General features: G+C 73.7%; 16 protein-coding genes and 1 pseudogene. 8 read left to right on the top strand and 9 right to left on the bottom strand.

Features of this window, described 5'->3' with window-relative positions:
- Nucleotides 1-14: 14 nt before the first annotated feature.
- The gene (locus tag AB0D66_RS11730) at nt 15-1397 is read right to left on the bottom strand and encodes an LCP family protein (RefSeq protein ID WP_362300789.1); all 1383 of its coding nucleotides are present in this window, start codon (nt 1395-1397) and stop codon (nt 15-17) included.
- Between the two features lie 282 nt (nt 1398-1679).
- Here AB0D66_RS11730 and AB0D66_RS11725 point away from each other — a divergent pair, with 282 nt between their 5' ends.
- Nucleotides 1680-2705: a glycosyltransferase family 2 protein gene (locus AB0D66_RS11725; protein ID WP_362300402.1), complete on the top strand. Its 1026-nt coding sequence runs from the start codon at nt 1680-1682 to the stop codon at nt 2703-2705.
- Nucleotides 2706-2777: 72 nt separating this feature from the next.
- Here AB0D66_RS11725 and AB0D66_RS11720 read toward each other — a convergent pair whose 3' ends face one another.
- From AB0D66_RS11720 to AB0D66_RS11705, 4 genes are all read right to left on the bottom strand, one after another.
- The gene (locus AB0D66_RS11720; RefSeq protein ID WP_362300400.1) at nt 2778-4292 is read right to left on the bottom strand and encodes an LCP family protein; all 1515 of its coding nucleotides are present in this window, start codon (nt 4290-4292) and stop codon (nt 2778-2780) included.
- A gap of 243 nt (nt 4293-4535) precedes the next feature.
- Nucleotides 4536-6266, bottom strand: coding sequence for an LCP family protein (locus AB0D66_RS11715; RefSeq protein ID WP_362300397.1), 1731 nt, complete (start codon nt 6264-6266; stop codon nt 4536-4538).
- A gap of 223 nt (nt 6267-6489) precedes the next feature.
- On the bottom strand, nt 6490-7731 hold the full coding sequence (locus AB0D66_RS11710) for an LCP family protein (protein WP_362300395.1): 1242 nt from the start codon (nt 7729-7731) through the stop codon (nt 6490-6492).
- 177 nt (nt 7732-7908) lie between these two features.
- Entirely contained in the window at nt 7909-8658 is a 750-nt protein-coding gene (locus tag AB0D66_RS11705; RefSeq protein ID WP_362300392.1) for a TIGR03089 family protein, read from the bottom strand.
- Nucleotides 8659-8798: 140 nt separating this feature from the next.
- Between AB0D66_RS11705 and AB0D66_RS11700 the strand changes: the two genes are divergently transcribed.
- Both AB0D66_RS11700 and AB0D66_RS11695 read left to right on the top strand, forming a co-directional pair.
- Entirely contained in the window at nt 8799-10190 is a 1392-nt protein-coding gene (locus AB0D66_RS11700; RefSeq protein ID WP_362300389.1) for a peptidoglycan recognition protein, read from the top strand.
- Between the two features lie 683 nt (nt 10191-10873).
- Nucleotides 10874-11908: a DNA-3-methyladenine glycosylase 2 family protein gene (locus AB0D66_RS11695; protein ID WP_362300387.1), complete on the top strand. Its 1035-nt coding sequence runs from the start codon at nt 10874-10876 to the stop codon at nt 11906-11908.
- Nucleotides 11909-11960: 52 nt separating this feature from the next.
- Here the strand turns inward: AB0D66_RS11695 and AB0D66_RS11690 are convergent, their stop codons facing one another.
- From AB0D66_RS11690 to AB0D66_RS11680, 3 genes are all read right to left on the bottom strand, one after another.
- The gene (locus AB0D66_RS11690) at nt 11961-13280 is read right to left on the bottom strand and encodes a coenzyme F420-0:L-glutamate ligase (protein ID WP_362300385.1); all 1320 of its coding nucleotides are present in this window, start codon (nt 13278-13280) and stop codon (nt 11961-11963) included.
- Entirely contained in the window at nt 13277-14236 is a 960-nt protein-coding gene (gene cofD / locus AB0D66_RS11685) for a 2-phospho-L-lactate transferase (protein ID WP_362300382.1), read from the bottom strand. The genes AB0D66_RS11690 and cofD overlap by 4 nt, the downstream gene beginning before the upstream one ends.
- A gap of 82 nt (nt 14237-14318) precedes the next feature.
- Nucleotides 14319-14828: a cysteine dioxygenase family protein gene (locus AB0D66_RS11680; RefSeq protein ID WP_362300379.1), complete on the bottom strand. Its 510-nt coding sequence runs from the start codon at nt 14826-14828 to the stop codon at nt 14319-14321.
- Between the two features lie 626 nt (nt 14829-15454).
- On the opposite strand from AB0D66_RS11680, the gene AB0D66_RS11675 reads away from it, so the two are divergent.
- From AB0D66_RS11675 to AB0D66_RS11665, 3 genes are all read left to right on the top strand, one after another.
- Nucleotides 15455-15718, top strand: a complete 264-nt coding sequence (locus AB0D66_RS11675; RefSeq protein ID WP_003983763.1) for a WhiB family transcriptional regulator — start codon at nt 15455-15457, stop codon at nt 15716-15718.
- A 290-nt stretch (nt 15719-16008) separates the two neighbouring features.
- Complete coding sequence (locus tag AB0D66_RS11670; RefSeq protein ID WP_362300376.1) at nt 16009-19650, top strand: glycosyltransferase family 2 protein; 3642 nt, start codon at nt 16009-16011, stop codon at nt 19648-19650.
- Nucleotides 19647-21137 (top strand): DUF5719 family protein, encoded by a 1491-nt coding sequence (locus tag AB0D66_RS11665; protein WP_362300373.1) that lies wholly within the window; start codon nt 19647-19649, stop codon nt 21135-21137. Before AB0D66_RS11670 ends, AB0D66_RS11665 begins: the two co-directional genes overlap by 4 nt.
- 92 nt (nt 21138-21229) lie before the next feature.
- On the opposite strand, the gene AB0D66_RS11660 is transcribed toward AB0D66_RS11665, so the two are convergent.
- Nucleotides 21230-21613, bottom strand: a complete 384-nt coding sequence (locus AB0D66_RS11660; protein WP_362300786.1) for a metallopeptidase family protein — start codon at nt 21611-21613, stop codon at nt 21230-21232.
- Nucleotides 21614-21799: 186 nt separating this feature from the next.
- Between AB0D66_RS11660 and AB0D66_RS11655 the strand changes: the two genes are divergently transcribed.
- Complete coding sequence (locus tag AB0D66_RS11655; RefSeq protein WP_362300371.1) at nt 21800-22174, top strand: DUF3499 domain-containing protein; 375 nt, start codon at nt 21800-21802, stop codon at nt 22172-22174.
- 78 nt (nt 22175-22252) lie between these two features.
- Nucleotides 22253-22860: pseudogene (gene manB / locus AB0D66_RS11650) on the top strand (phosphomannomutase/phosphoglucomutase); the annotation flags it as partial.

Below are 22860 nucleotides of genomic sequence, written 5' to 3'. Positions count from 1 at the left end.
GGGCCGCGCGCGGCTCACTGCGCCGCGCAGGTCACCTCGTCGCCCGTCAGCACCCCGGAGGTGCCCGGGTACGGGTCCTCCGCCCGTACCGGCACCACCTTGCGGTAGTCCGAGCCCGCGATGACCACCACGGTCCGGCCCTGGCGCGCCACCGCCCGCAGCTCGCTGCCGGGCAGCGCGGCCGCCACCGAGCGGGCGGAGCGGTCCCAGCGCGGGTCGTACGTGATCACCGTGCGCCGGACGTCGCGGCCGGCCCCGTTGCCCGGGGCCCCGGTGGTGTCGAAGCCGGTGGCGCGCAGGGCCGCGTCCACCCGGCCGCCCAGCCCGTCGATCCGGGTCCCGTTCTCCACCTGCACCCGGATCTGCTTCGGCGGCACGTCCACCGGCACGGCCGCGGCCCGGCTGCCGGAGTTCCCGGGCCGGGCCGGGGCCAGCGGCCGGTCCTGGCGGACCGCCTCGAAGAGCTTGGCGGCCTTCGGCTCGTCCCACCGCACGGTGGAGCCGATGCTCTTGACCCGGAAGGACGGGTCGCCGACGGGCACGGAGGCGAACTCCGAGGAGGAGGGGGTGAAGTCCCGCATCGCCTGCCCGAGCGCGAGCATCTGCTCCGAGCCGAAGCCCCGGTCGGCCCGGACCGAGCCCAGCAGCGTGGAGCTGACCTGCTTGAACTTGACCGGGTTCAGCAGCACCCCGCCGTTGGTCGCCTGCTTGATCAGGGCGGCGAGGAACCGCTGCTGGCGCTGCATCCGGCCGAGGTCGGAGGCCCCGTCCACATGGCGCGAGCGCACGTACTGCAGGGCCTGTCCGCCGGTCAGCCGGTGGGTGCCGGGCAGCAGGTCGAGCCCGGTGTTCGGGTCGCGCATGGTCTTGGCGGTGCAGATGTCCACGCCGCCGATGGCGTCGACCGTCTTCATGAAGCTGGTGAAATCCACCTCCAGGTAGTGGTCGATCTTCACCCGGGTCATGTTCTCGACCGTCCGCACGGTCAGGTTGGGGCCGCCCTCCGCGTAGGCGGCGTTCAGTTTCACCGGGTGCGCCTTGTGCGGCTTCCCGGTGATGAGGTCGTGGTGCGCGGGCACCTCCGCGTAGCTGTCGCGGGGCAGGCTGATCACGCTCGCCCGCTCCCGGTCCGCCGACAGGTGGACGAGCATGATGGTGTCGGTGCAGCGGCAGGGCGCCCCGCCCAGGCGGTACTCGCGCTTCTCCTCCGGGGTGATCTTCTCCCGGCCGTCGGTGCCGACCAGCAGGAAGTTCAGGCCGTGCCCGGCCTGCGGGCGGTTCTTCATGTCCTTGAAGGGGTCCACCCGCTCGATCCCGGTGTCCAGCCCCGTCATCACGGCATGTCCGACGGCCCCGCAGCCCAGCACCACCACCGACACCCCGGCCGCGATCCGCACCCCCCACCGGGGTCTGTCGCCCCGGTGCCGGGCCGGACCGCCGCCCGCGCCGCCGCGCCGTGCGCGCTGCGGCTGGGGCGGCCTGGCGGGACGGGTGGGACGGTGCGGCTGGGGCACGGGGGACACCTCCGCGGGAACAGCAGGGGAAACGATCGGCCTGGATCTGATTCGTCAGAACAGTAGGCCCATACGATCAGCCTCTGTCCGTACCGCTCACTCGGCGCGCACCCGGTTCCCCCGTACGCGGTAACGTGACACCGATACCCGACCTTGAAGGACCACATGCCCGCCCAGCAGCCCGCAGTCTCGGTGATCATGCCGGTGCTCAACGAGGAGCACTACCTCCGCGACTCCGTCCGCCACATCCTGGAACAGGAGTACGCGGGCGAGATGGAGGTGGTGATCGCGCTGGGGCCGTCCACGGACCGCACCGACGAGATCGCCGCAGAGCTCGTCGCCGAGGATTCCCGAGTCCACACCGTTCCGAACCCCACGGGCCGGACCCCGGCCGCACTCAACGCCGCCATCAAGGCCTCGCGTCACCCGATCGTGGTACGCGTCGACGGCCACGGCATGCTCTCGCCAAACTACATCGCCACCGCCGTGCGCCTCCTGGAGGAGACCGGTGCGCAGAACGTCGGCGGCATCATGCACGCCGAGGGCGAGAACGCCTGGGAAGAGGCCGTCGCCGCCGCGATGACCTCGCGGATCGGCGTCGGCAACGCGCCGTTCCACACCGGCGGCCAGGCAGGGCCGGCGCAGACCGTGTACCTCGGCGTCTTCCGCCGCGAGGCGCTGGAGCAGCAGGGCGGTTACAACGAGGAGTTCATCCGCGCCCAGGACTGGGAGCTGAACTTCCGCATCCGCGAGGCCGGCGGGCTGATCTGGTTCTCCCCCGAGCTGAAGGTCCAGTACCGGCCGCGGCGTTCGGTGCGGGCCCTGGCCAAGCAGTACAAGGACTACGGGCGGTGGCGGCACGTGGTGGCCCGCTACCACTCCGGCTCCATCAACCTGCGCTACCTGGCCCCGCCGACCCTGGTCTGCGCGCTCGCGGCGGGCGTGGTCGTGGGTGCGGCCGTCAACCCGCTCGGCTTCGCCGTCCCGGCCGGCTACCTCGCGGCGATCGCCGTGGGCTCCGTCCCGGCGGGCAGGGGCCGCTCCCTGAAGGCCCGGGCGCAGATCCCCCTGGCCCTGGCGACCATGCACGTGTGCTGGGGCTACGGCTTCCTGACGAGCCCGCGCTCGCTGGCGAACAAGCTCATCGCGACCCGCCGCCCGGCCGTGCACCGGGACCCGTCGCAGGTCTGAGACGTACGGAGGGGCCCGGCGCGGCGGCTGTGAACCGAACAGCCGCCGCACCGGGCCCCTCGCGCGTACCCGCTACCAGGTGAAGCCCTCCTGGACCGGCATGCAGGCCTTGTCGTTGTCACCGCTGAGGGCGTGGGCGGACGTGGGGGCCACGGTCGGCGCGGGCGGCGGCGGGGTCGGCGCGCTGCCCGTCCGCCAGTCCTTGCCGACGAACAGCACGATCCCGGGGACCTCGGCGGACTTCTCCACCGCGGTGGCGGGCAGGCCGAGCGCCGTGGCCAGGGAGGCCGCGTCGGCCGCCTGGGCGTCGGTGGCGAAGCGGACGACCGTGGTGTCCTCGGCGCCCGTCTGGGTGTCGGCGGTGGCCTTGGTGAAGCCCTTGCCCTTCAGCAGCCCGGCGACGTCGTTCGCCCGGAGCTTGACCTTGGCCTCGGCGCCGTCCTTGCCGCCGGTGGCGTTGCGGACGGTGACCGCGACCTTCGCGGGCGAGGAGGCCGGGGCGGTGGTCGGCGCGGCGGTCGGCTGGGCCGGCGCCGAGGGGGTCGCGGAGGCGCCCGGCGAGGGGGAGGCCCCCGCCTCCGGGGTCCCCGAGCCCTTCCCGTCCAGGGCGATGTCCTCGCGGACCATACGGAACAGGGCCTCGGCCTCGGCCGGCATCGGCTCGACCCGCCCGTCCAGGCCGGGCCGCGTGCTGTAGACCCACGGCATGGTGGTCATGGTGATCCGCCCCGGCGAGACCTTCTTGAGCTCCATGCTGAGGTCGTACAGCTTGTCGATCTTGTTCAGGCCGGTGTCCACGACCATGGCGTCGATCGCGGCCTGCGCCAGGCTGTTCATCTTCACCGGGTTGGTGAGTTTGGCGTTCTTGCGGAACTCGCGGGCCATCGAGTTCATGTACTGGTGCTGGGCGTGGGTGCGGGCGATGTCGGTGCCGTCCTCGAACCCGTAGCGGGTGCGCAGCCACTGCAGGGCCGTCTCGCCCTGGATGATGCTCTCGCCCTTCGGCAGCTTCAGGCCGGAGCCCTTGCCGTCGCGGGTGCGGGAGTGGACGTTCTGCTCGACGCAGACCGGGACGCCGCCGATGGCGTCCGCCATCGAGACCACGCCCTTGAAGTCGATCATCATGAAGTGATCGATGGGGATCTTGGTCAGCTCGGTCCAGGCGGCGACCGTGCAGCCCGGTCCGCCGCGCTGGAGCGACTCGTTCGTCTGGACGAGCCCCTTGCTGGCGGGGTGCACCTTGCCGTTCGGCTCGGTGCACTTGGGCATCATCAGCATCGTGTCGCGCGGCATCGACACCACGGACATGTTGCTGCGGTCCGCTGACAGGTGCAGGAGCATCTGCACGTCCGCGAGCGGCGGGCCGTCGAAGGTGTCCGTGCCCCCGCCGAGGGCCTGGTTCGCCGCGTCGTCGCGCGCGTCCGAGCCGATGAGCAGGATGTTCAGCGGGGTCTGCCCGAAGGAGTTGGGCTTGGAGCCGCCCAGTTTGGTCTCGCCGAGGTTCAGCGCGTCCGTCTTGATGCTGCCGTTCAGGTGGCGGTAGTAGAGGTAGCCGCCCGCCGCCGTCCCGAGTATGAGCAGGGACAAGACCGAGGCCACCCAGCGCAGCACGCGCCTGCGGCCCCGCCTGGTGGACCGGTCGGCCGCCCGCCGGGCGGCCCGGGAGCCGTCCCGCGGTGGGGGTATCGACCCGGTCGCGTCGCCGCCGCCGGATGCGTCCCCGGCGGCCCGGGCGGTCGTCCCCTCCCCTCGCACGCTGCTGTGCCTCACATGTCCCCCCTCAAGATCCTGCTTGGTCAATGCTGTGCCGGTACGACCGGCAGTGCCCCGTTACTTGGCGCAGACGGCCTTGTCGGCCTGGGCCTGCTGGACGTCCTTGGGCAGCTCCTGCGGAACCGGAGCCCCCAGCGGGGCGCCCGGCTGCTGGAAGTCGGGGCCGAGCGTCAGCTTCATCGGCGTCTTGGCCGAGGCGTCCGCCGTCCCCATCTTCAGCGCGGTGGCCGGCAGTCCCAGGGCGTCGGCCAGCGCCCGGGCCTGGTCGGCCTGGTTGGGCGCGTACTCCAGCTGCGTGGCACCGACCTTCGCGGGTGCGTTGCCCTGGTTGCTGGCCTTGGACATGCCCTTGGTGTTCTGGAGCCAGTTCAGCGTGGTGGAGGCGGAGCCCTTGGGCCCGCCGCCGTTGTACACGCTGACCCGCACGTCCGCCGCCGGTGCGCGGTTGCCCTGGAGCAGCGCGTCCTGCTTGGCCTTCGCGTCCGCGTCGGCCGCCTCCTGCGCGGCCTGCTCCTTCTTCTCGACCTCCGTGAGCGAGACGTCCCCCCGGATCATCTGCAGCAGCGGATCGGCCAGGCCCTTGTCCACCACGACGGTGGCCTTGACCTTCTCGGCCGGGTTGTCGAGTACCGGCATGGTGGTGAAGGTGATGTTCTTGAGGTCGATGTCCTTCAACTCGCCCGCGAGATCGGTGAGTTTGTCGATCGACCCCAGCCCCTGGTCCACGGTCAGCGACTTGGTGGCCGCCTCCGCGAGCGAGAAGAACTTCTTCGGACTGGTCAGCGTTTCCTTCGACTTCATCTCGCGCATCATCGAGCCGAGGAACTGCTGCTGGGTCTTGATCCGGTCCAGGTCGCTCTCGTTGCCGAAGGCGTGCCGGGTCCGTACGAAGGCCAGCGCGTCCTCGCCCGCCAGCCGGTGCTCGCCCGCGGACAGCTTCAGCTTGGAGTCCTCGTCGTCGACGGCCTTCTCCAGGCACACGGGCACCCCGCCGACGGCCGTGCTCAGGGTCTTCACCGCGTTGAAGTCGACCATCATGAAGTTGTCGATCTCTATCCCGGTGAGCTCCTTGACGGTGCGCATCGTGCAGCCCGCGTCCCGGCCCTCCTGGCCCAGGCTGTTGTTGAAGCGGGTGCCGTTCGTGCCCTTGATCTCCTTCGTGGAGCCGTCGGGCTGCTTCGTCGGGCAGGACGGGATGTCGGTGATCAGGTCGCGCGGGATGGACAGCGCGGTGGCGTTGGAGCGGTCCTTGGCCACGTGGAAGAGGATCGTGGTGTCGGCGTGGCCGACGCTGTCCTTGTCCCCGTAGCCCTCGTTGCCGGAGCCGCTGCGCTTGTCGGTGCCGATGACCAGGATGTTGATGGCCTGGTCCTTCTTGAAGCCGCCGGTGCCCGCGCCCGCGATGTCGGTGACGCTGAGGTTGCCGTTCAGGTGGTCGTAGTAGAAGTACGCCGCCGCGGCGCCGCCGACCAGCAGGAACGCCAGCGTCCCGCTGGTGACGAGCAGTGCCTTCTTGCGGCGCCCGCCGCCTCCGCCGCCCTTGCGGGAGCGGCCGCCGCGCCGCCCGCCGGGCGGGGCGTCGCCGCGCCGCGGCCTCGGCACGGCCGGGGACGGTGCGGTGGGCTTGCCGGGTGCGGAGGGCGCTCTGCGCGGGGCGGCCACAGCGGACCCCTGCTGGTGCGCTGCGGAGTCGCCCAGTCGCAGTTCGTAGTTGCCGGTGCGGGGATTGAGCACCCACTGGTCTGCGGGGTCGATCTCGTCGGCCCGCCCACGGCTTTGCGCATCCACGGTTGCTCGAATCCTCCGTCGGGTGCCTCGCGACGCGCCTCCCCCAGGCGCACGGTCAACGATCCGGCTGCTGGTGCCCGGCCTCTGGTCCGGCGGGGCACCGGATCGCTCACCTTATCCGCCAGCTTCGGCTGCAAACCATGCTGGTGACAAATTCCACTCCCCTTATAACGGGGCGAACCTCTCAACCCGTTCGGTTCGGTCACCGGCTTTTGGGATTGCTTTACCGGCAGTCGGCCATACCCGCCGTGGTCCCGGTGAAGGTGGGGACGGGAACGGGGGTCGCGGTGGTTCCCTCGCCGGTCCGGCCCGTGCCGTCCCGCGGCGCCGGGGACTCCGCGGCGTCCACGGGCTCGTTCCGCTTGCCGCCCTCGGGCGGGGACTCGGCTTCGGGCTTCGGCGGGGCGACCGTCACCGGCTGGTCGGTGCGCAGCTGCTGGAACAGCCGGGCGGCGTCCGGTTCCGACAGTTCGTCCCGGTTCGGGTCAGCCCAGTACGGTTTGCGGGGAACCGTCAGGAACTTCACCTGGTCGGTCGGTATGTCCCGTACGCCCCGGACGAGTTCGTACAGGCCGCGCAGCGAGGCCAGCCCCGGGTCCGTGGTCACCGACGAGGTCGCCGCGTCCAGGAGCGGATACAGCCGGGCCGGGTTCAGCAGCACCCCGTTGCTCTGCACCTTCTTGACGAGCGAGCCGAGGAACTGCTGCTGGCGTTCCATCCGTTCCGTGTCACTGCCGTTGCCCAGGCTGTAGCGGGCGCGCACGAAGCCCAGCGCCTGCTCGCCCCGCAGGGTCTGGCGCCCCGCGGGCAGCCGCAGCTTCGCCTCGGAGTCGTCGACCGGGTGCTTGAGGCAGACCTCCACCCCGCCGATGGCGTTGACCATCTTCTTGAAGCCGCCGAAGTCGATCACCATGTGGTGGTCGATCCGGATGCCCGTGAGCTGCTCGACCGTACGGATCGTGCAGCCGGCCCCGCCCCACTGGAACGCCCAGTTGAACTGGGCGCGCCGTTCGCCGGTGCGGCTGCCGTCCGCCATCAGGCACTCCGGGATGTCCGTCATCAGGTCCCGGGGTATCGACACCGCCGTGGCGCTGCGCCGGTCCGCCGGCAGGTGCAGCAGGATCGTGGTGTCCGAGCGCTCGGTGCCCCGGTCCTGCCCGTATCGGGCGTTGTCCTTGCCCGAGCGGGAGTCCGAACCGATCAGCAGGATGTTCTGGGCGCCGTTCCCGAAGTGGGCCGGACGGTCGCGCTCGTAGCGGCGCAGTTCGGCCGCCGCGGAGGTGTCCTCGGTGATGTTCCCGTCGAGCTTGTTGTAGAGCCACCACCCGCCGGCCGAGCCCGCCAGGACCAGGAAGGCCGCCCCGAGACCGGTCCAGCGCAGCAGTCGGCGCCGACGGCTGCGGGGAGGCTTCGAGCCACCCGCGGCCGTCCCGGTCCCGCCCGGTATGCCTGCGCTGTCCGTCACTGGCGTCCGTCCCCTCGCCGCTCCGACAACAGCCGTACGGGTGAGTACGGCCACTGCCGATCCTGCCTCCGGGCGACCGGGGCAGCCCGGGGGCAGGGGCGTGTCTAGAGCCATCTGGGTGACAAATCGCCCATTCCCGTCATTGGCCAGTCTGAGTGACGGAGCTCCGGACCGCGCTCAGACGGTGTGGGTGACCCGCTCGCTCTCGACGCGCTGCGCCAGCGCCTGCGGCGACAGCCGGTCCAGGTTCCGGCACAGCACCACGGAGCCGCCCGACGCCAGCGCGGCGTACAGCCCCGCCGAGAGCCCGTCCCAGGTGTCGTAGCCGAGCCCGGTCAGCACCCGCGAGCCCGCGCCGAGGCCGAGCTTCGCCGCGTCCTCGACGGCGCGCGCCGTGAGCTCCGCGTACGAGAGCTCCTCGCCGCCCACGGCCAGCCCGGGCCCCTGCGGATCCACCGGCACGAACGGCGCGAAGCGGTCCCCCTGCCCCGGCACCTCGACCGCGTAGTCCGCGAACCCGGCCGGCGGCTGCGGGAACCGCCCGCCCAGCGGCCGCAGCGCCAGCGCCACCCGCTCGCCGGAGCAGCCCCGGGCCTCGTCCAGCGAGTCCGGCCCGCTGACGACGAGGTCCGCGGCGGCCGGATCCCCGCCGACCTCGGCGACGACCCCGACCGAGGCGCAGGCCAGCAGCCAGACGGCGCTCTGCCAGTGCGCGGGGAGCATCAGCGCGAGCCGGTCCCCGGGCTCGGCGCCCAGGTCGCCCTGGAGCAGATTGGCGGTCTTGGCCACCCAATTGGCGAAGGTGGCGACGGACAATTCCACGCGCTCGCCCGTGGCGTCGTCGTAGAAGGTGACGAGCGGGCGGCCCGGATCGGCGGCGAGCGCGGATCGCAGCAGGTCGGCAGGGGTGCGGTCAGTGGCGTTCACCCGGCACAGGGTACGCGGGCCCGTCCCCCGTACGGGGGCCCGCGGCTGCGCCGTACGGGGGAGGGGCACCCGGGGGCGGGCCGGACGGGCCGTCAGTTCTCGGATGGCGCCCGCCCGTGCGGGTGCTCACCATCCTTTTCATGCGTGGATTCCTTGCTTCCTCGATCGGCGTCGCGACCGCCGCCGTACTCGCCCTGCCCGTCGCCTTCCCCACCGCGGCCCTGGCGGAGTCCGCCCCCGCAGCCCCCGCCGGTTCCACTCAATCGCTCCCGCTCGTCCCCCTGGGACCCCCGGCGACCCGGGCGCCCGGCGTCCCCGGAATGAGCGCCTCGCCGGGCGTCCTCCCCGAGACGCAGGGCCTGGCCGCCCGCGAGGTCAAGACGTTCTCGCTGGTCGGCGTGGTCTGGGACGACGCCACCACCCAGCTGCACGGCAAGGTCCAGGTCCGCACCCGTTCCGCGAAGACCGCGACCTGGTCCGACTGGCAGGACGTCGAGACCCACAACAGCGAGCACGCGGCCGACCCCGACGCGGTGGAACGCGGCTCCGGCCGCGTCCGCGGCGCCACCGCCCCGCTGTGGGTCGGCGAGTCCGACGGTGTGGAGGTCCGCGTCCAGGCGGAGCCCGGCGCCTCCTCCACCCGCGCCCCCTCCCGGCTGCCCGCGGGCATGCGGATCGAGCTGGTCGACCCGGGCGCGGAAGCCCCCGCCACCGGGTCTGACGGAAAGAACAGCGGCCCCGAAGGCGACGACAAGGGCGAGGTGGTGGCGCCCGGCATGACGATGGAGATGGCGGAGTCCTCCGCCGCGAACCTCCCGCACGCCGAGCTGGGCGCGAACGAGATCACCGAACTCGACAAGGCCGACTCCACCGCCGACGCGGTCTTCGCGAGCGACGGCGAGCTGACCGCGGCCGCCGCCCCGTACATCGGGCCGCGCCCGCGCATCGTCACCCGCAAGGGGTGGGGCGCGGACGAGTCCCTGCGCGAGTCGGGCTTCGTCTACACGAGCACGGTCAAGGCGGCGTTCGTCCACCACAGCGCCTCCGGCAACAACTACGCCTGCAAGGACGCCCCGGCGGTCCTGCGCAGCCTGTACCGCTACCACGTGGTCAGCAGCGGCTGGCGGGACTTCGGCTACAACTTCGCCGTCGACAAGTGCGGCACGGTCTACGAGGGCCGCGCGGGCGGGGTCTCCAAGGCGGTGCTCGGCGCGCACACCATGGGCTTCAACACCAACAGCATGGGCGTCGCGGTGCTGGGCACGTTCACCTCCACCAGTCCGCCGGCCGCGGCGGTCGACGCGGTCGCCCGCCTCACCGCATGGAAGCTCGGCCTCTTCAACCGCGACCCGCGCGCGAAGACGACCCTGACTTCGGGCGGCGGCAACCGCTACCCCAAGGGCCAGAACGTCTCGATGAACATCATCTCGGGCCACCGCGACGGCTTCGCCACGGCCTGCCCGGGCGCCAAGCTCTACGGCAAACTCCCGACCACCCGCACCTCGTCAGCCAAACTCCAAGGCCGCCCGTAGCCTCCGGCGCGGGCACGAGTACAGGCGCGGCCCCGGCCGCGGCCGGCGGGCGGTGCCCAGCCCCCCCGGGCCGCGGGCGGTGGGGTTGGGCGGGGGCCCAGCCCCCCGCCCAACCCCACCGGGTTGCATCTCACCCCCACCGGGCGCAATCCCACCCCCACCGGGCCCCACCCCACCCCCACCGGGCGCAATCCCACCCCCACCGGGCCCCGTCCCAGCCCCACCGGGCGCAATCCCACCCCCACGGGCGGCAAATCCAGCCCCGCCGGCGTTTGAGGCGCGGGGCCCGGGGCGGAGCCCCGATCTTTGACGCGCACCCGCAATCCCAGCCCCGCCCGCACTTGAGGCGCCGGGCCCGGGGCGGAGCCCCGATCCTTGGCCCGCGCCCGCAGTCCCAGCCTCGCCGGCGTTTGAGGCGCGGGGCGCGGGGCGGAGCCCCGATCTTTGGCCCGCACCCGCAATCCCGGCCCCGCCCGCACTTGAGGCGCCGGGGCGCGGGGCGGAGCCCCGATCTTTGGCCCGCGCGCGCAGTCCCAGCCTCGCCGGCGTTTGAGGCGCGGGGCGGAGCCCCGAATTCTTGAGCCGCAGCCAAGGGCGGCGTCAGGCCGATCCCAGCCCCGCCGGCGGAGCCCAGGCGCCCAGCCGCGCCCCCCGGGAAGCCCCGGCAGGGCTACGCTCAAGGCATGGCCGGCCGCTTCGACCCCCTCAACCGCACCACCGTCCGCGGCGGCCGCACCCCCGTGCCCGCCGGCGGAGCCAACCCGGCAGGCCCGGCCCACCCGACAGGCCCCCCCGCCGCCACGGCCCGCCGCTGGACCCCCACCGGCCCCATAGACCTCGGCATCACCCTCGGCCCCCTCAGACGCGGCCCCGCCGACCCCACCTTCCGCACCACCCCCGACGGATCGGTCTGGCGCGCCAGCCAGACCCCCCAGGGCCCCGCGACCCTCCGGGTCGCCCGGTCCGGCGCCGAGATCGACGCCGAGGCCTGGGGCCCCGGCGCCGACTGGCTCCTCGAGCAGCTGCCCGCCCTCCTCGGCTCCGGCGACGACCCCGCCGCCTTCGTCCCCCGCCACCGCCTCGTGCACGCCAGCCACCGCCGCCGCCCCGGCCTGCGCCTCACCCGCACCGGGCTGGTCCTGGAGTCCCTGATCCCGGTCATCCTGGAGCAGAAGGTCACCAGCGACGAGGCGTACCGCTCCTGGCGCCGCCTCGTACGCCAGTACGGCGAGCCCGCCCCCGGCCCGCACGTCCCCGGCCCGTACGGCGTGGGTCTGTACGTGATGCCCACCGCCCGCACCTGGGCCCTGATCCCGTCCTGGGACTGGCACAAGGCCGGGGTCGACTCCAAACGATCCGACACCATCGTCCGGGCCGCCCGCGTCGCCCACCGCCTCGAAGAGGCCGCCGCCATGGAGCCCGCCGCGGCCGCCGCCCGACTGGAGGCCGTCCCCGGCATCGGCCCCTGGACCTCCGCCGAGACCCTCCAGCGCAGCAACGGCGATCCCGACGCCGTGACCACCGGCGATCTCCACCTGCCCGGCATCATCGGCTTCGCCCTCGCCGGGAACCGCGACGCCGACGACGCCGCCATGCTGGAGCTCCTGGCCCCGTACGCCGGCCAGCGCCACCGCGCCGCCCGGCTCATCCTCCTCGCGGGCCGCACCCCGCCGCGCCGCGTACCGCGCATGCCGCGCAGCGACATCGGCCGGCTCTGACCCCCAGGCGCCCCAGGCGCCCCCGGGGCGTCCGACCCGCCCGGCCGCCCGGCTACCGGACCCGGATGAAGTCCTCCGCGGCCCGCGCGGGCCGCTCGAGGGGGGACTCGGCCGGGTGCCCGACCGCCACCGCCCCCATCGGATCCCAGTCGCCGGGCAGCCCCAGCACCTCGCGCACCACGTCCCGGCAGAACATCGTCGAGGACACCCACGCCGAGCCCAGCCGCTCCCCGGCCAGCGCGACCAGGAAGTTCTGCACGCCCGCGCCCATCGCGACCACGAACATCTCGCGCTCCGCGGTGTCCCGCCGCGCGTCCCCGTAGTCGTGCGCGCCGTCCGTGACCAGGCACGGCACCACCAGGTACGGGGCGGCCCGCAGCACGTCGCCCCGCCGGACCCGCTTCGCGACGGACTCCTCCGGCTTCCCGTCGGCCCGCAGGTCCGCGACCCACGCGTCCCGCATCGCGTCCAGCAGCTCCAGCCGGGACGCCGCCGACTCCAGCAGCACGAACCGCCACGGCGTCGTGTGGTGCGGGGCCGGTGCCGTCACGGCCGCCGCCACCGCCCGCCGCACCGCGCCCGGGTCCACCGGCTCGGCCGAGAAGGCCCGTACGGTGCGGCGCTGCGTCACGGCCTCCCGTACCGCCTCCGAGGTGCCCAGCCGGAACATGTCGTCGGCCGCGGTGCGCACCAGGTCGCGCGCCGACGAGTCCCCGCCGAGCACGTGCCCCAGGCCGCGCACCACGGCCACCGGCAGCCCGGCCGCCTTGCCCTTGACCAGGTCGCCCGCCGCCGCCAGCTCGTCCGCGGTGGCCACCACCGTCGCGCTCAGCGGATTGCCGTACACGTCCGTCCCCCCGCGCAGGTCGTCCAGGACCCGCACCCCGGCCGAGCCGATCGCCACGTCGGTGAGCCCGGTGCGCCAGGGCCGCCCGAAGGTGTCCGTCACGACCACGCCCACGTCCACGGAGAGGATGTCGCGCACCCCGTCGCGGATCGCGGCGGCCGAGGCGTCGGGGTCCTCGGGCAGCAGCAGGACCGTGCCGGGCGCGGTGTTGGAGGCGTCCACGCCGGCGGCCGCCATCACCAGGCCCTGCCGGTTCTCGACGATCCGCAGCGCGCCCCGGCGCGCGACGACCCGTACCGTCTCCGCGTCGATCGCGGCCTCGCGCGAGTCCGCCTCGACCACGCGGCCCTCGGCCTTGGAGACGATCTTCGAGGTGACCAGCAGGACGTCCCCGTCCCGCAGGTCGGGCGCGGCCACCGTGATCAGTTTCGCCAGGTCGTCCCCCTGCCTGACCTCGGGGATCCCGCCGACGGCCCGTACCTCGTACGAGGGCACGTGCTCGCCGGGGGCGTGCGGGCCGGTCACCGGGAGGCCTCGGCCAGTTCCAGCGCGGCCCTGGCCATCTCGGCGGTGGCCTCCGGGTCGGTCATCATCAGCGGCACCGCGCGGCAGGCGATCCCGGCGGCCTCGACCTCGGCGACGGCGTCCGCGTCGGCGGTGTCCACCAGCCAGCCGTCCAAGAGCTCGGTGCCGTAGTGCAGGGCGACGGCGGCGGCCGTGGACTCGACGCCCACCGCGGCCAGCACCTTGTCGGCCATCCCGCGCACGGGCGCGCCCCCGACGATGGGGGAGAGGCCGACGACCGGCGCCCGGGCGGCGGCCACGGCGTCCCGGATGCCGGGCACGGCGAGGATCGTGCCGACCGAGACGACCGGGTTGGACGGCGGGAAGACGATCACGTCGGCGGCGGCGATGGCCTCCAGCACGCCGGGGGCGGGCTTGGCCTGATCGGCCCCGACGGGGACGATCGCCTCCGCGTCCACCGCGGCGCGCAGCCGGACCCAGTACTCCTGGAAGTGGATGACCCGGCGCTCTCCGGTGCCGGCCTCGGTGATCGCGACGTGGGTCTCGACGCGGTCGTCGGACATGGGCAGCAGCCGCACCCCGGGCTGCCAGCGGTCGCAGAGGGCCTCGGTGACGGCGCTGAGCGGGTAGCCCGCCGCGAGCATCTGGGTACGGACGATGTGGGTGGCGAAGTCGCGGTCGCCGAGGCCGAACCAGGACGGTCCGACCCCGTACGCGGCGAGCTCCTCCTTGACGGTGAAGGACTCGTCGGTGCGGCCCCAGCCCTGGTCCTCGTTGATGCCACCGCCGAGGGTGTACATCACCGTGTCCAGATCGGGGCACACCTTGAGCCCGAACAGGTGAATGTCGTCACCGGTGTTGCCGATGACCGTGATGTCCGCGTCGGGCACTGCCGACTTGAGTCCGCGGAGGAACCGGGCGCCGCCTATACCGCCGGCCAGAACAACAATGCGCATGCGGACAGTCTGTCAGCCGCGGGCTGCCGTCGAGGGGGGCGGTGGGACCGCGTGCGGGACCGTCCGGCGCCGGGCGGCCGGGTCAGGCGGGGACGGACTCCGACGCGGCCGGGGAGCAGCCGTGCATCGGCATCTGGGTCAGGCCGGGGAAGTAGACGTGCAGGCTGACCGCGCCGTCGAGGGTGTCGTTGACGACCTCGTGCGCGTAGCCGGAGGCGAAGACCCGCTGGGCCCCGGCGCCCAGGGTGAGCCGCCCACGCGGGCCGCGCTCGGTGAGCTCGCCCTCGAGGACGGTCAGGACGCCGGAGGAGGGGCCGTGGTCGTGCGGGCCGCTGCCCTGGCCGGGCACCCAGCTGAGCAGCCAGACCTCGTAGCCGGGGCCGGTGCGCAGGCGGTGGTACCAGCGGGTGGTGGCGTCGTACTGGACGAGGTGCTCCCAGGAGGCGCGGTCCTCGGCGATGGAGCGGGCCAGGCCGACGAACTCGGAGACGGTCGCCGGGTGCTCGCGGGCGGGCTGCAGGAGGTGCTGGACGGCGAGGATGTCGCCGGCGATCTGGAGGTCGCTCTCTACGGTGGTCGGGGTGCTGTTCATCGTGGGAAGTCCTCGACGGATGTCAGTGGTGCGGGCGGTTGCTGTGGGGCGGCCGGAGCTCAGGGGAGCCGAAGCTCCGAAGGCATCAACAGCTGCAACAGCAACAGCGAACCTGGGCAGCGCGCAGGAACCCACGAATGGGGGTCCGGGTGGCGGCTGCGGGCGCTGACATGCGAACAAGGAGAACGGGTCAGAGGTCGGACTGTCAACCCAATGTCCGGTTTGGGGGAAAAGTTTCACCTCATCCGGTTACTGTGCCCGGAGAAAGGTTTGTGCAGTCCAGGCCAGGGGATGTGCCGCGATGCCGAGCCCAAACCTGAAGCCGCATCTCGTGACCGGACTGTGATCTCCGCCGCTTCTTTGGCCGAATCGCAACCCCACCGCGGGGTGACGCGTGAATTGCGGGTAGAGGCGCGCAGTGCGGGGCACCTGTTGCATGTGTCACGATTTTTGGCGATATGAACACTTTCTGCATAGGCTTGGTTCCGCAGAGTGAATAAGGGGCCCAATAGCAGATCTCGGCTTGACTGCGCCGGAGCCACGCACTTGTAATTTCACTCGTGTCGTTACGTAGCGATCAGTAACGGCATCACCACGGGGACGCACAGACAGAGCGAGGGGCGCACATGACCGAGCTGTTTCAGGAACTGCTGGTCGAGGAGGCGGACGAGGAGCTCGGATGGCAGGAGCGCGCTCTGTGCGCCCAGACCGACCCCGAATCCTTCTTTCCGGAGAAGGGCGGCTCCACCCGCGAGGCCAAGAAGGTCTGCCTCGCCTGCGAAGTCCGCTCCGAATGCCTTGAGTACGCCCTCGCCAACGACGAGCGATTCGGCATCTGGGGCGGACTGTCCGAGCGTGAGCGCCGCAGGCTGAAAAAGGCCGCGGTCTGATACGCCCCGGATCCTCCCGCCGGGTATCCACCGCACGGCGCACCACCGGTCGAACTGCGCGGCCAACAGGGCAAATCACGGCAAACAGCACCACACGCAGCACGACGGAGAACATCACGAACAGCACGGCAAACGGTCCGCCTCCTGCACCTTCCCCGCAGGAGGCGGACCGCTGCTTTGCCAGCCGTTAGGGTGGGGCGCTGTCCAGCAGCCTCCGGGGGAACACCGCCCCCGGACCTCCCCCGCGACCCGGTCCCGGGGGACCCCCAGGCCGGAGGGCCAGTAGCGCGATGTCCCTGCACAGCCAGTCGGCGGCCTCCCACCAGGCCCCCGCCACACCCGAGTTCCCCCGGCACGTCGTCACCGCGGTCCTCGTCGCCCACGACGGCGCCCGCTGGCTGCCCCGGACCCTCGCCGGCCTCCTCGGCCAGGAACGCCCCGCGCAGAACCACATGGCAGCCGACACCGGCAGCGCCGACGAGTCCGCGCGGCTCCTCACCGAGGCCTTCGGCGACCACCGCGTCCTGCACCTGGCTCGCCGCACCGGATTCGGCACCGCCGTCGACGAGGCCGCCCGCACCGCCGGCACCCTGACCCCCGAGGACCTCCCGTACCTCAAGCGCCCCAGCGGCTGGGACCCCGTCAGCCGCACCTGGCGCGACGACGCCTACGACCTCCCCGAGCTCCCGTACGGCGAACCCGTCCAGTGGCTCTGGCTGCTCCACGACGACAGCGCGCCCGAACCCGACGCCCTCGCCGAACTGCTCCGCGTCGCCGACGAGAACCCCGACGCCGCCGTCATCGGCCCCAAACTGCGCGGCTGGTACGACCGGAAGCAGCTCCTCGAAGCCGGCGTCACCATCGCCCGCAGCGGCCGCCGCTGGACCGGACTCGACCGCCGCGAACAGGACCAGGGCCAGCACGACCAGATCCGCCCCGTCCTGTCCGTCTCCACCGCCGGCATGCTCATCCGCCGCGACGTCTACGACGCCCTCGGCGGCTTCGACAAGCGGCTGCCCCTCATGCGCGACGACGTCGACCTCTGCTGGCGCGCCCAGAACGCGGGCCACACCGTCCTCGTCGCCCCCGACGCCGTCCTGCGCCACGCCGAGGCCTCCGCCCGCGAGCGCCGCACCGTCGACTGCGCCGGGCGTACGAGCTCCAGCCCGCACCGCGTCGACAAGGCCGGCGCCGTCTACACGATGCTCGCCAACAGCTCCGGCCGCGCCCTGCCCTACGTCCTGCTGCGCGTCCTGCTCGGCACCGTGCTGCGCACCCTGGCCTACCTCGTCGGCAAGGCCCCCGGCCAAGCCGTCGACGAGATCACCGGCCTGCTGGCCGCGCTGCTGCGCCCCGGCCGGATCCTCGCCGCCCGCAAGGCCCGCCGCCGCCCCGCCGTCCCCACGGCCGAGCTGCGCCCGCTCTTCCCGCCGCCCGGCGCCTCCCTGCGGGCCAACGCCGAACAGCTCGCCGGGTACTTCGGCGACGTCCGGTCCACCGACCCCGCGCCCGCCGGCCGGCACGGCGGCGGCAGCATCCTCACCGCACCCGGCGAGGACGGCGACTACCCGGTGGCCGAGGAGCGCTTCGCGCGCCTCAAGCGGATCGCCCGCAACCCCGCCCCCGTCCTCTTCGGCCTGCTCCTGCTCGTCTCCCTCATCGCCTGCCGCTCCCTGATCGGCGGCGGCTCCCTGATGGGCGGGGCCCTGCTCCCCGCCCCCGGCAGCGGCCCCGACCTGTGGCGCGCCTACACCGACGGCTGGCAGGCCGTCTCCACCGGCTCCGCCGCCGACGCACCGCCCTACCTGGCCGTCCTCGGCGCCTTCGCCACGCTCCTCTTCGGCTCCACCCACGCCGCCCTGACCCTGCTGCTCGTCGGCTCCGTCCCGCTCGCCGGACTCACCGCCTACTTCGCCTCCCGGCCGCTCGTCGAATCCCGGCTGCTGCGCGCCTGGGCCGCCATCGCCTACGCGTTCCTGCCCGCCGTCACCGGAGCCCTCGCCGGGGGCCGCCTCGGCACCGCCGTCCTCGCCGTCCTGCTGCCCCTGATCGCCCGCTCCGCCGTCGCCGCCTGCGGACTCGCCGACAGCGACCGCAGCAGCTGGCGCGCCGTGTGGACGTACACCCTGCTGCTGACCGCCACCACCGCCTTCACCCCCGTCGTCTGGCCGCTCGCCGCCGTCCTCGGGGCCGCCGCGCTCGCCGTGCACCGCACGCAGTGGAAGACGTACGGACCGCGCTACCTCGCCACCCTCGCCGTCCCGCTCCTCGTGCTCGCCCCCTGGTCGCTGGGCCTGCTCACGCACCCCGGCCGCCTCCTGCGCGAGGCCGGACTGCCCTACGGGACCGGCTCCGCCTCCGCGCTGGACCTGCTCGGCATCAGCCCCGGCGGCCCCGGCACCGCCGGCGGGCTGCTGCTGATCGGCGTCGTCCTGGCCGCGCTCGCCGCCCTGCTGCGCACCGACCGGCAGTTCGCCGTGCGCACCGCCTGGGCCACCGCCCTCACCGCGCTGCTCCTGGCCGTCCTGCTCAACCGCGGCGGATGGGCCGGACCGGCCACCCTCGTCTACGGCCTCGCCCTGCTGGCGGCCGCCGCGCTCGGCGCCGACGGCGCCAAGGAGCGCGTCGCCGCCCGCAGCTTCGGCTGGCGCCAGCCGCTGGCCGCGCTGATCGCCCTCGCCGCCGCCGCCGGACCGCTGATCGCCGCGGCCGCCTGGCTCGTCGCCGGCGCCGACGGCCCGCTCCAGCGCCGCGACCCGGTGCAGGTGCCCGCCTTCGTCGCCGACGCCGGAGGGGACGACAACCAGACCCGCACCCTGATCCTCGACCTGGACCCGCCCGCCACCGTCTCCTACAGCCTCGTCCGCGGCTCCGGCGGCCGCCTCGGCGACGCCGAGACCGCCGCCCGCACCGGCAGCGACCCCCGCCTCGACAAGGTGGTCTCCAACCTGGTCGCCGGCTCCGGAGCGGACCAGTCCAGCCAGCTCAGCGCCTACGCCATCCGCTTCGTCATGTTCCGCCCCGGCGGCCCCGAAGAGATCCGCCGCGTCCTCGACGCCACCCCCGGCCTCAGCCGCCGCCACCAGCAGGACGGCACCGCCCTGTGGGGCGTCGAACCCTGGCTGCCGCGCGCCGTCATCGTCTCCGGCAAGCAGGGCGAGGCCCCGATCCCCGTCGCCGCCGGCCCCGTCGAGGCCCACGGCAAGATCCCGGACGGTGAGGCGGGCCGCGTGCTGCGCATCGCCGACCGCGCCGACTCCGGCTGGCAGGCCACCCTCGACGGCAAGCCCCTCAAGCCCAAGACCCTCGACGGCTGGGCCCAGGGCTTCGAACTGCCCGCCGCCGGCGGCCGCCTCGGCCTCGTCCACGAGGACTCCCTCCTGCGGACCGGCTGGCACTGGGCCCAGGGGCTCCTCGCCCTGGTGCTGCTCGTGATGGCCCTGCCCGGCCGCCGCGAGCGGCTCGACGACGACCTCCCCGCGGAAGAGGCCGCCATCCCGGCCCAGCCCGGCCCGGGCGAGCCCGGCGAGGGACGCCGCGCCCGCCGGCTGCGCGCGGAGGCCGAGCAGGCTCCCGCCCCCGCCCCGGTGGAGGCCGCGGTGGCCGCCGATCCGTACGCGCAGATCCCGGCGCAGCCGGTGTACGGCGAGGAGGGGGGCGCCCCCGGGCAGAGTCCGGGGGAGTACGCCTACCAGGCCTACCCGGACCAGAGCGGCTACGCCTACGACCCCCAGCCGCAGCAGCCCCCGCAGCAGCAGCCCTACGCGCAGCCCGGGGAGTACGAGCAGTACCCGTACCCGCAGCAGCAGGCACAGGAGCAGTACCCCTACCCGTACGAGCCCTACGAGCCCTACGAGCCGTACGACCCGCACAACGGCCCCAACGGCCACGCCCAGTACGACCCGCGTCCGGACGGGAGCCCCCAGCAGTGAAGCAGCGCGCACCCCTCACGCTGGCCGCCGTGGCCGCGGCGCTGGCCGCCCTCACAGGCGTCGCCGCCCTCACCGCCCCCGGCGCCGACGGCACGGCGGCCGACGGCAAGGCCCCGGCCGCCGCCCGGATGCCGGTGGAACGGTCCCTGCTGGTCTGCCCGGCCCCCAGCTCCTCGGACATCGCGGACACCACCTACACCGCGTTCACCCCCGGCGCACCCGCATCCGCCGAGGGCAAGGGATCCGCCCGGCTGCTCGGCGCCACCAAGGACGCCAAGCCGGTGCTGGAGCCCAAGGAAGTGGGCAAGCCCTTCGGGGCCACCGCCTCCGGCGCCGACGCCCCCGCCCTGGGCGGCAGCGCCGACGGGGTCCTCGCCCCCGGCTGGACCGCGCAGCTGACCACCAAGATCTCGGTCGGCCGGGCCCGGGGCGTCCTCGGCGCCTCCTGCACCGCCCCGGGCACCGACTTCTGGTTCCCCGCCGTCAGCACCGCCAAGGGCCGCGAGGACTACCTCCACCTCACCAACCCCGACGACGCCGCGGCCGTCGTGGACATCAAGCTCTTCGGCCCGGACGGGCCCGCCAAGCCCGACGCGGGCACCAGCGAGAACATCCGGATCGACCCCAAGTCCAGCAAGTCGGTCCTGCTCTCCTCCCTGGTCCCGGGCAGCCAGCTCGCGGACGCCACCGCCCACGTGACGACCCGCGCGGGCCGCGTCGGCGCCTCCGTCCAGGTCGCCGAGGAGGGCGTCGGCGCCGACTGGCTGCCGGCCGCCGCGGACCCGGCGGGCTCCCTGGTCCTGCCGGGCATCCCGGCCGACGCGGTCTCCGTACGGCTGGTGGCCTTCGTGCCCGGCGACGAGGACGCGGACCTGAAGGTCCGGCTGGCCGGCCCGAACGGGGCCATCAGCCCGGCGGGCAACGAACAACTGCACGTCAAGGCGGGTATGACCGCGAGCGTCGACCTCAAGGACGTGACCCGCGGCGAACCCGGCTCCCTGCTGCTCGCCCCGGCCGACCCCAAGAAGGCCGCCCCCGTCGTCGCGGCGGTCCGGGTGGTGCGCGGCAGCGGGGCCAAGCAGGAACTGGGCTTCGTGCAGGCGAGCGGGCCGGTGGGCACGCGGGCGACCGTGGCCGACAACCGGCCGGAGGAGAACGCGACCGTCCTGTCGCTGACGGTGCCGGGAGACACGGACGCGAAGGTCAAGGTGACGGCCTCGCCGGGCACCGGCGGCGGGGAGGCGGCCTCCCAGGAGGTGACGGTCAAGGCGGGCACCACTCAGGTGGTGGCCGTGGCCCCGGCGGGCGGCAAGGGCTCCTACGCCCTCACCGTCGAGACCCTCTCGGGCGGCCCGGTCCACGCGGCCCGCACCCTGAACCTCCCGCACGAGGGCACTTCGATGTTCACCGTCCAGACCCTGTCCGACGACCGCTCCACGGTCGCGGTACCCAGGGCCGCCGAGGACCTCTCGGTCCTGACGAGGTAGCGCCTCCCGGGGTGCGGCGCCGCAGCGGAGCCCCGCGGCGGCGCCCGTGCCCGTACCCGGCCCGGGCGCAGGCGCCCGTGGTCCGGCTCCGGTCAGTCCTGCCCGTACCGCGGGTCCACGGTCTCCGGCGACAGCCCCAGCAGCTCGGCCACCTGCTCCACCACGATCTCGTGGACCAGCAGCGCCTTCTCGTCGCGCGTCTTGGTACGGATCTCCACCGGCCGCCGGAAGACCACGATCCGGGCCGGCCGGCCCTCGCGGGGCTCCGAGACCCCGCCCAGCGGCACCGCCTCGTCGTTCCAGCCCGCGTCCGCTCCGCCCGGCGGCCCCGGCACGTCACCGACCAGGAACTCCACCTCGGCCAGCTGCGGCCAGCGTCGCTCCAGCCGCTCCACGGAATCCCGTACGAGGTCCCCGAACAGCTCCGACCTGCTCGCCGACAGCGGCACCTGCGGCGGCGCCACCGGCCCGCGCATCCCGCGTCCGTGCCGGTCCCGCCGACGCGGGCGCGGCTCGGCGGGGGCCCCGACCGGGGGCTGGGCAGGACGGGGAGGCAGCGGGCTGTCGGTCACCCCCGCAGGGTAGCTCTCGGCACGACACGGGGGAGTGAGCGGCGGGAGAGTCGTCGCGGCCCGGTCAAGAGTGCGGTACCGTCCAACGTCGTGAGCCTTGTACGTCGTTGTTCGCGCACCGCGTGCGGCCGCCCTGCCGTCGCGACGCTGACGTACGTCTACGCCGATTCGACCGCAGTTCTCGGCCCGCTCGCCACCTACGCCGAGCCCCACTGCTACGACCTGTGCGCCGAGCACTCCGAGCGCCTGACCGCCCCGCGCGGCTGGGACGTCGTCCGCCTGTCCGACGGCTCCGGCCCGTCGCGCCCCAGCGGCGACGACCTCGAAGCCCTCGCCAACGCCGTCCGCGAAGCGGCCCGCCCGCCCGAGCGCGCGGCCGAGGCCGGCGGCGGGGGCTCGCGGGGGCCCGCCACCGGCGAGACCCGTCGCGGACACCTGCGCGTTCTGCGATCGCCCGATTCCTGACGCTCCGCTCGCCTGAAGAGCGGGTACCGGTTCAAGGTAGGTTGGCCGGACCGGACAGGACCTTCAGGAGGGCAGGCAGTGGCCGCAGATCTTTCGAACATCGTCAAGGCGTATGACGTGCGTGGTGTCGTGCCGGACGAGTGGGACGAGTCGTTGGCGGAGCTGTTCGGTGCCGCGTTCGTGGAGGTGGCGCAGGCTTCGGCGATCGTGGTCGGTCATGACATGCGGCCGTCGTCGCCGGGTCTGTCCGCGGCTTTCGCCCGTGGTGCGGCTGCCCGTGGTGTGGACGTGACGCTGATCGGTCTGTGCTCGACGGACCAGCTGTACTACGCCTCCGGCTCGCTGGACCTGCCGGGTGCGATGTTCACGGCCTCGCACAATCCGGCCCAGTACAACGGCATCAAGCTGTGCCGGGCGGGTGCGGCTCCGGTCGGCCAGGACACCGGCCTGTCGCAGATCCGTGAGCTGGTCGAGAGGTGGTCGGACGAGGGCGCCCCCGCGATCGCGGCGGGCACGGTGCCGGGCACGGTCACCGAGCAGGACACCCTGACCGGTTACGCCGCCCACCTGCGCGGTCTGGTGGACCTGGCCGCGATCCGTCCGCTGAAGGTGGTCGTGGACGCGGGCAACGGCATGGGCGGCCACACCGTCCCGACCGTGTTCGAGGGTCTGCCGCTGGAGCTGGT

It is taken from the genome of Streptomyces sp. NPDC048270, from assembly GCF_040652335.1.
Classification (GTDB): Bacteria; Actinomycetota; Actinomycetes; order Streptomycetales; family Streptomycetaceae; genus Streptomyces.
Note: the sequence above shows the minus strand (reverse complement) of the source record. Positions and strands in the feature narration are given on the sequence as shown.

What these genes read in the sequence shown, in the direction of transcription:
- AB0D66_RS11725 (WP_362300402.1), top strand. Translation starts at nt 1,680, where the DNA reads ATGCCCGCCCAGCAGCCCGCAGTCTCGGTGATCATGCCGGTGCTCAAC.
- AB0D66_RS11700 (WP_362300389.1), top strand. Translation starts at nt 8,799, where the DNA reads ATGCGTGGATTCCTTGCTTCCTCGATCGGCGTCGCGACCGCCGCCGTA.
- AB0D66_RS11695 (WP_362300387.1), top strand. Translation starts at nt 10,874, where the DNA reads ATGGCCGGCCGCTTCGACCCCCTCAACCGCACCACCGTCCGCGGCGGC.
- cofD (WP_362300382.1), bottom strand. Translation starts at nt 14,236, where the DNA reads ATGCGCATTGTTGTTCTGGCCGGCGGTATAGGCGGCGCCCGGTTCCTC.
- AB0D66_RS11680 (WP_362300379.1), bottom strand. Translation starts at nt 14,828, where the DNA reads ATGAACAGCACCCCGACCACCGTAGAGAGCGACCTCCAGATCGCCGGC.
- AB0D66_RS11675 (WP_003983763.1), top strand. Translation starts at nt 15,455, where the DNA reads ATGACCGAGCTGTTTCAGGAACTGCTGGTCGAGGAGGCGGACGAGGAG.
- AB0D66_RS11670 (WP_362300376.1), top strand. Translation starts at nt 16,009, where the DNA reads ATGTCCCTGCACAGCCAGTCGGCGGCCTCCCACCAGGCCCCCGCCACA.
- AB0D66_RS11660 (WP_362300786.1), bottom strand. Translation starts at nt 21,613, where the DNA reads ATGCGCGGGCCGGTGGCGCCGCCGCAGGTGCCGCTGTCGGCGAGCAGG.